Here is a 13163-nt window from a genome sequence, read left to right on the forward strand (position 1 = left end):
CGGGACTTACTTCGATTACATGCGGACTACTTCCAACTTATTACAGATTCATACATTCCCTGCGGTCATACTTACGCTCTGCCGCCAATTTTCGAGAAGTTGCATACCATAACACGAAAAATATGCGACGCAACATCTGCCAGGTGGTAGCCCCCGACCGAACGGTTCTTAACGCAAGGATTCGCCCTGAAGGAGAGGATTACCCAACATGAGCGAATGTTTCGGACCGCAAATTTTGCCAGAAGACGCCGCCGGAGAACACCCCCAGCAGAAGGCAAAACGTAATATTCAGGCAGCCCCGATCGTAAACCAATTTGCGCGCCATTTTGGCACAAGGCTGTCGATTGATTCGAAAAATTTCTCGAACCGGCCGTCCGACGGTTGCGAGAAAAAGACGAAACCGCGTGCCAAAACTCATGCCCCCAGCGGCGCAAGCAGGTTGCGCAGTGCCGACAGACTGAGAGGACGCGCGAACCAGTACCCCTGCACCTCGTCACAACCCAGTTCGCGCAGACGCTCGGCCTGCTCCTCGGTCTCCACGCCTTCCGCCGTGACGCGGAGCTTTAACGCGTGGGCCATCGCGATGATGGCGCCGACGAGCGCCGCGCATTGCGGGTCGCTCATCATCCGGATGACGAACGAGCGGTCCACCTTGAGCCGGTTCAGGGGAAAGCGCGTCAGATAGGCCAGACTCGAATAGCCCGTACCGAAATCGTCCACCGCCACTTCGACGCCGAGATTGCGCAGCGCATGCAGCGTGCGCAACGCTTCCTCGGTGTCGCCGAGCAGGACGCCTTCGGTGATTTCCACTTCGAGGTAGGACGGATCGAGCGCCGCGTCGTGCAGCGCGCTTTCGATGGTCGCCAGCAGATTCTGCCGCTGGAACTGCTGGGGCGACACATTCACTGCCACCCGCGGCAGGCTGCCGGTGAGCCGCAACAGCTTGCCAGCATCGCGGCAGGCGGTCCGAATCACCCATTCGCCGATCCGTTCGATCAGACCCGCCTCCTCCGCGACCGGGATGAACTCGACCGGGCTGATCGGGCCGCGTTGCGGATGATTCCAGCGCAGCAGGGTCTCGACCTGAGCGATGCGCCCGGTCGCGAGCGTGATCTGCGGCTGGTAGACCAGATGCAGTTGCTGCCGGTCAAGCGCATCGCGCAGCATGGTTTCGAGTTCGAAGCGGCGCGCGGCCTGTCCGTCGAGCGCCGCTGAAAAGCGCCGCATCACGTTGCCGCCCGCGCCGCTCGCCGCGGACAACGCGACGTTGGCGCGCCGCATCAGCGTCGGCACATCGTCGCCGTGTTCCGCGCTGTGTTCCGGATACGCCGCGCAGCCGATGCTTGCCGTCACCGTGATCGTCGTACCCGAGCAGTCGATCGGCTCGGCAACGCGTGCCAGCGCTGCAGCGGCCAGGGCGTCGACCGCCGCGCCCGTCTCGTTGACCAGTAGCGCGAACTGCGTGCCGCTGACTGAGGCAATCGTGCCCTCGTTGGCAATCAGGCCGCGCAGGCGCTCGCCGACAATTTGCAGTACGAGCTCAGCCGCGTAGGAGCCAAGCGCATCGCGCAGCTTGCGCAGGGAGTTCAGTTCGACGAGCAGCACGGTAAAGCCCGTGCCGTCGCGGCGGCAACGCGCCAGCGTCAGATCGAGCCGCTCGGTGAAGAGGGTCTGGTTCGGCAGGCGCGTCACGCCGTCATGGTGCGAGACGTACCAGAGGCGGGCTTCGGACTGGGCGTAGCGCGTCATCTCGACGGCCATGCCTACGTAGCTTGCGCAATCGTCCTTCGCGCGGCTATCGAAGGCAAGCGGTTCGTCCGCGGATTGGAGCCGTTGTGGCACCGCTTCGCCGGCCGGCAAGGGCGACACGGCCAGCATGACCGACATCCGCGTGTTGTTGCGGCGGATGTAGGTCCATTCGCTTTCGTAGCGGGTCGGGGCCATCAACGAGCCGGGAGACACGGAACCCGGCGTGCCCACGCCCCAATTCCCAACGCCGGGCAATTCGCTGCGGCGCCGCGCGAGTTCCGCCGGGTCGTGCAACGAATCGAAGCTGCGGCGGCCGATCAGCTCCTCCGCCCGATACCCGGTCAGTTGCTCAAAGGCGGCGTTGACGTAGCGGAAGGTGCCGTCCGCCGTGTAGATGAACGCGCCGTAGGGTGCGGCGTCGAGTGCGCTGTTCTGCACAGGCGCCGCGGCTTTGCGATCGTGGTGCATAGCCGCCCCTTCAGCGCGTAGGCCTGTCCGAGCCAGGCCAGGCGTGCGCACCTGGGACAAAACTCGGATGTAAGCGCCCGTTCATAGCTCTTCCGCCCTCTCTCTCAATATTTATTTGAATCATGACACCTGCGCCCGGAAGGCAGGCTCAGTTCAGCCTCCAGGCGACCGGCGGCCGCGAGTATTCATTTGTCACGGCTGCGGCACGTGGCGTCACTCGAAATTCACCTTCGATGATTCGCAACATGATGCTCTGCACAAATCTCATCATAACGGCTTCTGTTTAGCCATCCGCATTTACGCCGTTACAACACAACACAACGCACACCGGTGCGCAAAATTTCCCGGCGACCGTGTCGATTGTCCGTCTGTTCGCTCGTCGTGTTGATGAAGCCCTGCTGAAAACGGCTGGGCCTTCTGACTCGTCAACCCGCCCATTCGAGGAGCGACCACCATGTCTGCAGCCGCTGTGAAACCGATTCCGGAAGGAATGCATTCGCTCACCCCGCATCTGATTTGCGCCGGCGCCGCCGACGCGATCAGGTTTTACACGGAGGCCTTCGGCGCTGTCGAGCAGTTCCGCTTGCCTGGTCCGGAAGGCAAATTGATGCACGCATGCGTGAAGATCGGCGACTCGATGCTCATGCTGGTCGACGAAATGGCCGGCTGCTCGATGCTCGGACCGAAGTCGCTGAAAGGCTCGCCGGTCGCGATTCACCTGTACGTCACGAACGTCGACGCTACCGTCGAGCAAGCGGCCGCGGCCGGCGCCCGTGTCACGATGCCGCCCACCGATATGTTCTGGGGCGACCGCTTCGCCCAGCTCGAAGATCCGTTCGGGCACCGCTGGTCGGTGGCGACGCACACGCGCGATGTATCGATGGAAGAAATGCAGGAAGCCGTCCGCGCGATGCAGTAGTTTTCAACGCGCTATTTAAAGCGCGATTTAAAGTGCTGTTTGACGCGCTTTTTTAACGCACCACCGCATCGAACGAAAACGTGCCGAGCGCCGCGCGCACTTCATCCAGCGTGGCCTGGGTCACGTCTTTCGCTCGCTGCGTGCCTTCGCGCAGCATATCGAACACGTGGCCCGGATCGCGCGCGAGCTGTTCGCGCCGCTCCCGAATCGGTGCGATCAAAGCCTGCAGCTGCTCCTCGAGACGGCGCTTGACCACCATGTCGCCGAGGCCGCCCGCGCGATACTCGGCCTTCAGGCGCTCGACGGTAGCGCGATCCTCGTCGAAGGCGTCGAGATACGTGAAGACCACGTTGCCCTCCACGGTGCCGGGATCGGAGGCGCGCAGATGGTTCGGATCGGTGTACATGCTTTTGACCGAATCGCGGATCGCGTCGGCAGAGGACGAAAGCGGGATCGAGTTGCCCTGCGACTTGCTCATCTTCGCCTTGCCGTCGACGCCGGGCAGCCGGCCCATGGCCGGAATCAACGCCTCTGCTTCGGGCAGCACGTCCCTGCCGACCTGACGGTTGATACGGCGCACGATCTCGTTGGTCTGTTCGATCAGCGGCGCCTGGTCTTCGCCGACTGGCACGACATGCGCCCTGAAACCGGTGATGTCGGCAGCCTGAGCGACCGGATAGCAAAGAAAGCCCGCCGGAATATCGCGGCCGAAACCGCGCGCCTGAATCTCCTCCTTGATGGTCGGGTTGCGCTCGAGGCGCGCGACGGTCACGAAGTTCAGATACAGCAGGGTCAACTCGGCGAGCGCGGGGAGAGCCGACTGCACGGCGATCGTGGTCTTGCGAGGATCGATGCCGACCGCCAGATAGTCGAGCGCGACTTCCAGCACGTTGCGGCGCACCTTGTCGGGATCGTGCGCGTTATCGGTCATGGCTTGCGTGTCCGCGAGCAGCACGAATTGCTGATGCGTCTCCTGCAACGCAAGACGGGTTTTCAGCGAGCCGACATAGTGGCCAAGATGGAGCGCACCGGTGGGACGGTCGCCAGTGAGGACGGTACGGCGCGGGGAGGTGGTGCTGTCTTGCATAAACGGGCTCTCTTGAAACGCCGCCGCAGGACAGGCCAACCGGGGATACAGCACCATGTCAGCCAGACTGCGGCGGCCATGGTCGTAGTAAAGACGTGACGATGCCGCTCCTTCAGGAGCGCCACCAGGCGTGAAGCAGGGAAAGGTTCATTGGCTGCATGGCGTAAGGATGCCATATGTGGATAGGGGTTGCCAATGGACCCGGTTATGCCGCCTTTACCTCGGCCAATAGTTCGGGATGACGATCCAGCACCTTGAGCAGTTTCACTAGCGCCAACGGTGGCTTGGTTTTCCCGTTTTCATAGCGCGAAAAGGCATTGATGCCGCCACCGAAAATCTCCGCTGCTTCTCGCTGGTCCAGCGCGAGTTTCTTGCGAACGCTGGCAATGAACACCGGGTCGACGATCGACGCGTTGACCTGCTTGTTGAACTCAAGCATGGCCGCGCTGGTACGCGCCGACTCGGCCACATCCAGCACGGCTTCGCCACAGGCTGGGCAAAAGTCGCCGGTCACTGCAGGGATGACCGTCGACTCTCCTTTGTACACGTACGGCAGATCCCGCGTGTCACGCACCAGTTTCGCCGCCGCGCAAAATGGGCATTTCATGTTCACAATTCCTTGAATGAGATGATGAGGACGTCGTCGACCACGGTGAGTTTCAGATAGACCTCTCCTGCCGGCGTGGTCGGACGGTACACGTCTTGCCAGACTCGATGATCGCCATACGTAGTCATGCTTTTATAGAAGTCGGCAGAGGTCAAATCCATCAAAACAGCGAGTATTCCGTCGAAATCGATACCCAGCGCAGCGGCACCTCTGAGCGCTGAAAAGGTTGACCGGACCTTTTTCGCCCGAATCAAGGCTTTGACAATGGACAACTTGCAATGCGGACTGTTCTTTTCCATCCAAGACTAACCTAGTTGGTTATATTTGGCAAGTAGGTTAGTCTTGGTGATTACATTCACTCGCAACCCCGACAGAGCCCTCCGTTCGCTTTTGCATCTCGCACCTCACATCGAGCACTGCTGTGCATACTCATTGCGCGAAACGCATTAGCCACACCACGACAATCGACCACCCGACTTCAACAGGTGGAGCGGCCAAATTGCAAAGGAGAACATATCAAACTTCAGGGTCGATCGAATGTCTCGAAATTCGATCTGACGAGATAAAACAACATCCTCGCGCGTGCCTCAAGCCGAGGGCGCAACCGCCGTCTCCGATTCCGGCGCGCAATGCACATTGAAGCTGACCAGCTTGGTCGGCCCAAACGTATTGCTCAATGCCACGTCCGCTGCATCGCGCCCGTGCGCCATCAACACCCTGCCCGTGCGTTGCACGTTATTGCGCGGATCGAAGGTCTGCCAGGTACCGCCCAGATAAGCCTCGAACCATGCAGCGAAGTCCATTGCGGAATACGGCGGCGGCACCCCGATGTCGCTGATATAGCCCGTGCAATAACGCGCCGGAATATTCATCGCGCGACACAGCGCGACACCCAGATGCGCGAAGTCGCGGCACACGCCGGTCCGCTCATTCCATGCCTGCCAGGCGGTTTTCGTCGGCCGCGCGTGATGGTAGCCAAACACGATATGACGATGCACGTAATCGCAGATCGCCTGCACACGCGGACGTCCGAGTGGCGTCTTGCCGAACAGACGCCACGCGAGATCGCTTAGCAGATCGGTCTCGCAATAGCGGCTGCCAAGCAGATACACGAGCGTCTCACTGGGCAGCTCTTCGACCGGATGCTGATAGCCGTTCGGCTCGATCGTTTCCGGCTCGGCGGAAATCTCGAGCACGGCCGTGGTCGACAGTGCAATCTGTCCCGCCGGCGCGACGATGCGGCTGCACAGATTGCCGAAGCCGTCGCGATACTGCGTAATCGGAACCGGTGGATCGACCTTCAGCACATCGGCGCTCAAGACATCCTGCACACGCGAGTAGTGGGTGTTCAACATCAGCAGCATCGGAGTGGCTTGCTCACACTCGTAGACCAGTTCGTAACCAACGCGCAATTTCATCGCCCCATCCTCGCCTCAAATAAAACCGTCAAACATCTTCAGTCACGCACACGTCGACCTGCAGGCCACGGAATGAATGCGCTGCGCCGTGCCAGGTGCCCCACAACGGGAGCGCCTGATAGTAGTTCCAGGCTACCGCCACGCGAATCAGATGGCGATTGCCGATGATGCTGTTGGTCGGATCGAAATCGACCCAGCCCGCGCCCGGCAGGTAAATCTGCAGCCACGCATGCGTTGCGCCGCCGCCCAGTGTCGTATCGAATTCCGGTACGAAGATGTAGCCGCTCACAAAGCGCGCGGCGAGCCCCAGCGAGCGCACCGCGTCCATCATCAGCACCGCAAAGTCGCGGCAACTGCCGCTGCGGTGGCGCAACGTATCGGCGGGACGGTACACGCCCTTTTCCGCACGCCGTACGTAGCGAAAACCGCTCTTGATCTCCTGCGTCATGGCACGCAGCATCGTCATCGTGGAGGTGGGTCCACGTTTGGCCAGAAAGCGGCGGGCCCAGACATTCACTTCGTCGTCCGGATATTGCCGGCTGCGCGCATTCACGAGATCCGACGCTTCCTCATTCGTGTACGCAAAGGGCCACGTAGCGGCGTACGGTTCAAGCGCGTAATCGGGAAGCGGCGACTCGTAGTGTTCGAGCGTGACCTGGCTATCGAATTGCAGCTCGGACGCCTCGCCGGAAAAATTGGCGATCGCCACAGAATTGTCGAATACATCGTGAAGCCAGTGCAGTCGCGAGGGCGTCGGGGTGATGACAAGCTGGGTGGCGACGACGCGCACATCGTGACCCGAGCGTGGCCGGAACATCATCCGGTGTTCGCCGAAGCGCACCGGTTCGGCGTAACGGTAGACGCTTACGTGCCGCACGCTCAGACGTTGCGGCTCGGTCGTCTTGCCGACCTCCTTTATCAACTCGGTAGTCACATGACCGCCCTTGAAAACCTGCTGCTGCAGGATCGGCAGCATTTGCCACCGGCGTTATGTAGCCGCGTCTAACGTTCAGGGTGGTGCACTGATTGCGCAGAAAACATCCTCCGGCCCAGCATACACCTGCCAGATTAGTTGAAAGCATTCATTTGGATGCGATTGGCCGAATCAGCTTGTGCACAGGCGCGGAGCGTCTACCTGGCAGACTTGACATCGTCGGTGAGCGGCGCCGCCAATGCGGCTCGCATCGTTATGGGGCGGCGTGTCCCGTGTGGAAGACCCAGGAGTTATCAACAGAAAACGTTTATAAATCTGTTGATAACTCGCCAGGGAAATCGGTAAGTCTTTGATGTGTTTCGACTTTACCGGGTAACACTGAATCCGGTCAGAATGCCTGCGCTGTCAGGGCGTGTTTGCGCCCGCTGGACGGCTACACACCCCGTCCTGCGGTGTCTGTACGCTCGCCCTCGTGCACGCTCGACGCCGCTTTCTGCTCCTGCGCCCATTGCCGCCGCGAGCGGTACATCTTGCCCAGCGCGAGACGCGCCATCTTGACCCAGCCGGATGGCCGCGGGTCTGCCAGCATACTGAGGGCGCGCGCGTAGTCGAGCGTGAGACCGGGGGTCCATGCCATCGTCGCGGCCCGTTTGCGCACCTGCGCAGCGACCCACAATTCGGGCGTGCTGATCACCCTCAGAAACGGCTTCCATCCGTCATGACGTCCCCAGACACGCGCGGACGCTCCTTCGATCGCCGCTTCCAGAGCGCGCGAAACCGTGCTGGAGCAATTGCGATAAGTGAGGTTGTAGGTCGTATCCTGCCGGTAGGTTTCCCAGAAGCGCCGCAGCCGCTCAGGATCGTAGTTGCGGATGCGCACCTGGGTGGTCGATTCGCACCATGCCTTCGATTCAGTCCCGTAGTCCGGCTGGAACAGACCCGGTACGTCGTTCTCGCGGGTGGCGCGCAAGAGCCGCGAGAACTCGTCCGGCGAGCGGTCGATCTCCACGCCAGGATAGAGGCTGATATAGATCCCTTCGGGCGACTCGAGCGCTGCGTGGCCGGTCGAGATGACGCCGTTGCGGTCCACCGCGGCAATGTAGCGGTCGATGATCGGCTGGCGACGCGCCTCGCCCTTCGATGACCCCACCGGCGTCCACACATGCACGGTCAGCGCGGGTTCATCTGCAGCCGGGGGGCCGTCCCATTCCACCACCGCCGGGGCCGCCTGCTGCGACGCGGCGGTCGCGCTGGCGGCTTGCGCAGCGTCATCGGCTGCGACGGCAGGATTCGTCGACAGCCGCCGCACGCGCGAGGCCAGCAAGATCATGTTCCAGCCGCCGAACATCAGCCCAAGGCCGAGGCAGTACGGCACGGTGCCCACGTAGTGCGTCGGGAACGGCTGATAGAAGAAAACGGCGAGCGCGATTTCGATCGCTCCACCTGTCACTGCCAGCCGCCAGGTTCGATAACGCACGACGCGTGCGGAGATGATCTGCAACAGGCCATCGGTCAGAAACAGCGTGCCGAAGATCATCGACAGGATGAAATTACCGTGGTGATGGCCGGCGAGAATCAGAAGCGCGGCCACGCAAAACGTAAGGCCCTTCACGTAACGCAGCGTGCGCTGGCCGCCCATGCCGGTCCATGCGACCGCGAGCGTGGCGAGCCCCTCGAGCAGGAACAGGCAGGCGAACGGCGTGATCGGGAAGTAGAGCGCACTGTCGAGCGCATCGATGAAGACCGCGATGCCGATTGCGACGCTGATCCAGCCTGCCGTCGTCAGAGCGCGCCAGCGGGTGCGCAGATAATCGACCCCTAGCAGGATCATCACCAGCCGAACCATCGTCAGTCTCCGCGTGCCAGCGCCGTGATCGAGCGTTGTCACGCGGGAAGCTGCGCGGCAACGTGCCTTTCAGCGTTATATATCACGCTTGCGACATGCCGCAATGGGATTGCGCCGGAGTACGAAGAAGTTGCGGGTGGCCTGCCCGCTTGTGAGAGGCCAGGTTAGCCGTCGCGCCGGCCCGCCTGGACCGGTACCACCCTGCCCCGGATCGGCGCGGGACGCGCGCGCAGCGCCTTCCATTTTTTCGCCGCGGCCGCAAGCAGTAGCAGTACACCGATCGCGACCACATCGCCCGCGAGTCCGTTCAGCCAGGCGGGGCCACGCGCCATCCGCACGGCCGTATCCACGACGATCGAGACCACCGTGCCGCCGACAAAACACACGAGCCCCTGCTTGCCCACCGTGACGACCGCCGGCAGCCGCTCGGCGATCCGGCGTATCACCTGCATGCGGACCGCCTGCGCCATCAGCCATGCAATGACGACAAAGCTCACCACGCGCACTGCGGCGAGATTCTGCTTCATGTAACCGGGCGTGGCCTGGGTCTCGAGGCACAGCTTGACGAACGCAAAGGTCAGCGCGACGGCAAGTGCCGCATAGGTCAGCCAGCGCCCCGCCTTCGAAACCTGAAATTCATTCGACACCGGATGCAGACGGCACAGTATTCCGAGCATGAACATCAGTTGCCATGCAAACGGATTGAACGCCCAGCCGCCCGGATCACTGCTTGGCAAAGCGCGCGCCAGCCATGTGGACGCGAGCCACACTGCGAGACTCATGCCCAGCGCCGCAGCGGGCCGACGATTCGCCAACGGCACCGAGAGCGGCACACACAGTGCAAACAGCGTGTACATCGGCAAGACCGAAGACAGGAACGGCTGGTGACGTAAGGTGACGACACCGAGCAACGTGCCGACCGGGTGATGCAGCACATCGCTCCATCCCGTCTCCTGCACCACTGGCGAATCGATGCGCCACAACATGAGCGCGGCGCCCGCCAGCAGCATCAGCGCCGCCGTGAATAGATAAGCGCGATAAATTTCCCATGCCCGCACGATGAAGCGCCGCTGCGCAGCGTGTTCGCTACGGTACGTGGCGACGTTCGTATAAGCGGCCGCTGACGCATAGCCGCCAAGAAACACGAAGACTTCGGCCGCATCGCAGTACGCATAGTTGTGCAGCATGAAACGTGAGAGAACGCTGCCCTGAATATGATCGAGAGCGATGACGATCAAAACGACTCCGCGCAGGAAGTCGATTTCGAGCGATCGCCGGACGGGCGAATTCATCAACGACAACTCCGTTTTCGGTTCGGCCGCAATCTGCAAGACTTGCCGGCGCGAATGGGTGAGAGACTGGCCGTTACTGCGGATACCATCGGGTACGACTCAACGCTATGCCACGCACTCCCGTCATTCAATTACGGCTTCCCACAGCGATTTTTCTGCGCGTTACGCTGCGGATGCCGTTAGCGTCAAAAGGCCGTCAAAAGCCGCATCGTCCCAGTGCGACATGAGGGTGTCTGGGCAGTTCCCCTGGAGATTGCGTCGGGATATTTCATGCAGTCTGCATGCGGACGTGGCGATGCATCGCGCGACACGGGCGCGATGCATCGTCAGATTTTGGGAGGGCCTGGAGACAGGCTAGAACGGCCTGTCTATCGAAGTGCGTGACGCAGACAGAGCGAATTGGCGGCGCGGAAGAAATTCTGTATTTCCCGCTCCGCCGCCGCGCGAGTGACACCTGGTTACAAAATAAAATCGGCGAAATTCACGAGACTTTCGACCGGCTTGCGCAGTACTTTCATCTTGCAGAACACGCCGGTTTCAAGCCGCCGCGGCCTGCAAGATGGCATCACCCTGCTCGCCGCCCAACACTTCGACGATGTCGGCAAACATGCGCGCGAGTTCGCCTGTCATCAACGTCATATCCGAGTCGAATTGCTCGTCGTCATTCTGCGCGGTGGGGTCGCTTGCGTCCTTGATCACGTCGAGCGGCGTGATGCGCTTGATGGTCAGCGACGGTGTGAGGACAAATGAAACGCGGTCGTCCCATGTCATGGCAAGACGCATGCATTGCTTGCCCGCTTCGATATGACGACGCATGTCCTCGACATCCAGCGCATGCCCAACGTAGCGCACGGTTGCATTGCCTTGCGCGGCGGACCGCAACTCCGTGTCCTGATCGAGCGTGAAACCGGCCGGGGCATCGCCGGACAACAGCCATTCCGTCATTGCCGCTACCGGCGACTGTGCAACACGCACGCTCGAGAGCGGCAGCTGATCGATTGACTTGACCAGCAGGCCGAGCACATCGTCGGCGACAGCTTGCGAAGCGGCGTCGATCACGAGCCAGCCGTGCACCGTGTCGATCCAGACGCGCGTATCACGTCGGATGCTGAACGCCCGCGGTAGGAGTTCATCCGTGACCTGCTCCTTCAGTTCGCGCATCTGCTTGCGGCCGAGCTTGAAGCCCTGCTGCTCTTCGACTTCAAGCGCGCGAGCCTTGGTCACCTGGTTGACCACCGACGCGGGAAGCAATTTCTTTTCGGTGCGAAACACCAGCAGCATTTGCCGATTGATCGAGTAGACGAGCGAGTCGTTATCACGCGGCGAGGCCCATCCCTGCGTTTGCATCTCGACGCTACTGCCCGGCTGGAACGCATGCGGCGCGAGCCACTTTTCCATCTGCTCGGGGTTAACAGACCACGGAACGGGAAGACGATGAAGCTGAAGGTTTTTGAACCACATGGGCGTACAGGCAAAGCGCACCATTCTATACGACACTGCTCCGGTGAGGGACCACAATGCGTGTGCAAACGATGCATGGCATGCCGGCGTAAAGATTTCAGCTTCACATTGATTCGGATAACTATTCACTTGCCAGTTGCAGAACATCGAGGCTCTGGTCAGGCGATAGATTTGCTGGAATGCCATCTCCACCTCGTCAAGGACGGCTGCGTCGTCGAAAACTGACGTCTGAAGGCTACCTACTGGCGCAGTTCAGACGACAGCTCAGACACCTGGGCGCTGTCGAACAGTAAAAAGTCCTGCAACGCCGGGCCACGGTCCTTCGGTTTTCGCCCAAATAACCTAGACTTTTAAGATGCAGTGGAACTGGATGGAGGCTGCCATGGCGGAATCGATGGTCAGCATCGTAGTGGGACTGGTCGTCATCATCACGGGGATCGTGATCCTGAGTTCGCATCACCGGCGCGAGTTGCACAAGACGCGTCCGCCGACGCGGCTCGACGGCCACCGGCTCTGGGACCGGATGCGGCACCGGCACTGACCCCGGTCGCCGCCATCCCAAACGACGCGGCAGCGGCCGCGCCCCAGCAGCGGCCGGCGCGGCGGCTTTCAAGCCGCCAATCGCAACCGCACGCGCCGACATGCTCCCTGCGCGCGCGGCCAGAACGGAGGCAACCATGTCTGAAGAAATCCACGGCTGGCAAATGCTCGAATACGAGGGCTTCGAAATCCACCTGTCACCGCGCCCCAAACAGTCCGGCGAGAGCCGTTTCACCTACATGGGCTACGTTTGCCATCCTGGCGCGGATCCGGCCATCCCCGGTCATGTAGTGCCGTTCCATGCGGACGGCGAAGAGTGGTTCGCCAGCATGGAGGAAGCGCGCTACGAGGCCGTGCATACGGGACGCAGCATCGTCGACGGGACGCATCCGGACCTGTCGGTACTGTCGTTGGTGACGGGCGGCGTCTAGCGCGGCGGGCCACAAGCACGGCAAAGATTCCCCGCGCCGTAAGAAATCGAAATGAATAGCGATCAGGCCCTCGGGAACCCACCAACCACCACGTCATGCGCGACCAGGCCGCCATGCTCAGAAAGCCCCGGCATGCGCAGCCGATCTGCTGTGATGGCCGGGAACTCGCGCCAGCCTTGGCTCTGCGCCGGTTGGGGCCGGCCATTCGAAGTGTTTCCGGCCCGATCGGGACCATTTCGCACCCTGCGAACGCCTCCATGCCTATTGCGCCGCGAGGCCGCACGCCCCCGGCCACAAGGCGCAGTCGAGTTCCCCGCGCGGTTATAATCGCCATCGCCCTGCCGTCTTGAAAAGGAGTGCTCCGAGCCTCCGGCCATGCATTCGGCGAACTGGAACGGTAGCGTTCATAAG

Annotated in this window: 12 protein-coding genes; 3 read left to right on the plus strand and 9 right to left on the minus strand. The window is 61.5% G+C overall.

What is annotated here, in order from left to right; translation table 11 throughout:
• Nucleotides 1–414 precede the first annotated feature (414 nt).
• Nucleotides 415–2217, minus strand: coding sequence for an EAL domain-containing protein (locus tag P3T20_RS04905; protein WP_429286248.1), 1803 nt, complete (start codon nt 2215–2217; stop codon nt 415–417).
• Between the two features lie 454 nt (nt 2218–2671).
• On the opposite strand from P3T20_RS04905, the gene P3T20_RS04910 reads away from it, so the two are divergent.
• A complete protein-coding gene (locus tag P3T20_RS04910) occupies nt 2672–3136 on the plus strand; it encodes a VOC family protein (RefSeq protein WP_074265374.1) in 465 nt (154 codons plus the stop codon).
• A 52-nt stretch (nt 3137–3188) separates the two neighbouring features.
• On the opposite strand, the gene trpS is transcribed toward P3T20_RS04910, so the two are convergent.
• The 8 genes from trpS to P3T20_RS04950 all read right to left on the minus strand — a co-directional run bounded on the left by trpS (nt 3189) and on the right by P3T20_RS04950 (nt 11781).
• Entirely contained in the window at nt 3189–4223 is a 1035-nt protein-coding gene (gene trpS, locus P3T20_RS04915; protein WP_429286249.1) for a tryptophan--tRNA ligase, read from the minus strand.
• 205 nt (nt 4224–4428) lie between these two features.
• Complete coding sequence (locus P3T20_RS04920) at nt 4429–4830, minus strand: type II toxin-antitoxin system MqsA family antitoxin (protein ID WP_429286250.1); 402 nt, start codon at nt 4828–4830, stop codon at nt 4429–4431.
• A gap of 2 nt (nt 4831–4832) precedes the next feature.
• Nucleotides 4833–5129: a type II toxin-antitoxin system MqsR family toxin gene (locus tag P3T20_RS04925; RefSeq protein WP_429286251.1), complete on the minus strand. Its 297-nt coding sequence runs from the start codon at nt 5127–5129 to the stop codon at nt 4833–4835.
• Between the two features lie 288 nt (nt 5130–5417).
• A complete protein-coding gene (locus tag P3T20_RS04930; protein WP_074265376.1) occupies nt 5418–6248 on the minus strand; it encodes a transglutaminase-like domain-containing protein in 831 nt (276 codons plus the stop codon).
• Nucleotides 6249–6276: 28 nt separating this feature from the next.
• On the minus strand, nt 6277–7224 hold the full coding sequence (locus tag P3T20_RS04935) for a transglutaminase family protein (protein WP_429286252.1): 948 nt from the start codon (nt 7222–7224) through the stop codon (nt 6277–6279).
• Between the two features lie 391 nt (nt 7225–7615).
• Nucleotides 7616–9028 carry an HdeD family acid-resistance protein gene (locus P3T20_RS04940; protein WP_429286253.1) on the minus strand — a complete coding sequence of 471 codons (1413 nt, stop codon included), beginning with the start codon at nt 9026–9028 and terminating at the stop codon, nt 7616–7618.
• Between the two features lie 164 nt (nt 9029–9192).
• A complete protein-coding gene (locus tag P3T20_RS04945) occupies nt 9193–10320 on the minus strand; it encodes an OpgC domain-containing protein (RefSeq protein ID WP_429286254.1) in 1128 nt (375 codons plus the stop codon).
• 537 nt (nt 10321–10857) lie between these two features.
• Entirely contained in the window at nt 10858–11781 is a 924-nt protein-coding gene (locus P3T20_RS04950) for a recombination-associated protein RdgC (protein ID WP_074266154.1), read from the minus strand.
• 382 nt (nt 11782–12163) lie between these two features.
• Between P3T20_RS04950 and P3T20_RS04955 the strand changes: the two genes are divergently transcribed.
• The gene (locus P3T20_RS04955) at nt 12164–12322 is read left to right on the plus strand and encodes a hypothetical protein (RefSeq protein WP_429286255.1); all 159 of its coding nucleotides are present in this window, start codon (nt 12164–12166) and stop codon (nt 12320–12322) included.
• 136 nt (nt 12323–12458) lie between these two features.
• Nucleotides 12459–12752, plus strand: coding sequence for a hypothetical protein (locus tag P3T20_RS04960; RefSeq protein ID WP_074265378.1), 294 nt, complete (start codon nt 12459–12461; stop codon nt 12750–12752).
• The last annotated feature ends 411 nt before the right edge of the window (nt 12753–13163 follow it).

Source organism: Paraburkholderia sp. GAS206C, assembly GCF_050435645.1.
GTDB lineage: Bacteria > Pseudomonadota > Gammaproteobacteria > Burkholderiales > Burkholderiaceae > Paraburkholderia > Paraburkholderia phenazinium_B.

Bases quoted from the DNA above. Each gene is read 5' to 3' on its own strand.
- P3T20_RS04905 (WP_429286248.1), bottom strand. From the start codon at position 2,217: ATGCACCACGATCGCAAAGCCGCGGCGCCTGTGCAGAACAGCGCACTC.
- P3T20_RS04910 (WP_074265374.1), top strand. From the start codon at position 2,672: ATGTCTGCAGCCGCTGTGAAACCGATTCCGGAAGGAATGCATTCGCTC.
- trpS (WP_429286249.1), bottom strand. From the start codon at position 4,223: ATGCAAGACAGCACCACCTCCCCGCGCCGTACCGTCCTCACTGGCGAC.
- P3T20_RS04920 (WP_429286250.1), bottom strand. From the start codon at position 4,830: ATGAAATGCCCATTTTGCGCGGCGGCGAAACTGGTGCGTGACACGCGG.
- P3T20_RS04925 (WP_429286251.1), bottom strand. From the start codon at position 5,129: ATGGAAAAGAACAGTCCGCATTGCAAGTTGTCCATTGTCAAAGCCTTG.
- P3T20_RS04930 (WP_074265376.1), bottom strand. From the start codon at position 6,248: ATGAAATTGCGCGTTGGTTACGAACTGGTCTACGAGTGTGAGCAAGCC.
- P3T20_RS04935 (WP_429286252.1), bottom strand. From the start codon at position 7,224: ATGCTGCCGATCCTGCAGCAGCAGGTTTTCAAGGGCGGTCATGTGACT.
- P3T20_RS04940 (WP_429286253.1), bottom strand. From the start codon at position 9,028: ATGGTTCGGCTGGTGATGATCCTGCTAGGGGTCGATTATCTGCGCACC.
- P3T20_RS04945 (WP_429286254.1), bottom strand. From the start codon at position 10,320: ATGAATTCGCCCGTCCGGCGATCGCTCGAAATCGACTTCCTGCGCGGA.
- P3T20_RS04950 (WP_074266154.1), bottom strand. From the start codon at position 11,781: ATGTGGTTCAAAAACCTTCAGCTTCATCGTCTTCCCGTTCCGTGGTCT.
- P3T20_RS04955 (WP_429286255.1), top strand. From the start codon at position 12,164: ATGGCGGAATCGATGGTCAGCATCGTAGTGGGACTGGTCGTCATCATC.
- P3T20_RS04960 (WP_074265378.1), top strand. From the start codon at position 12,459: ATGTCTGAAGAAATCCACGGCTGGCAAATGCTCGAATACGAGGGCTTC.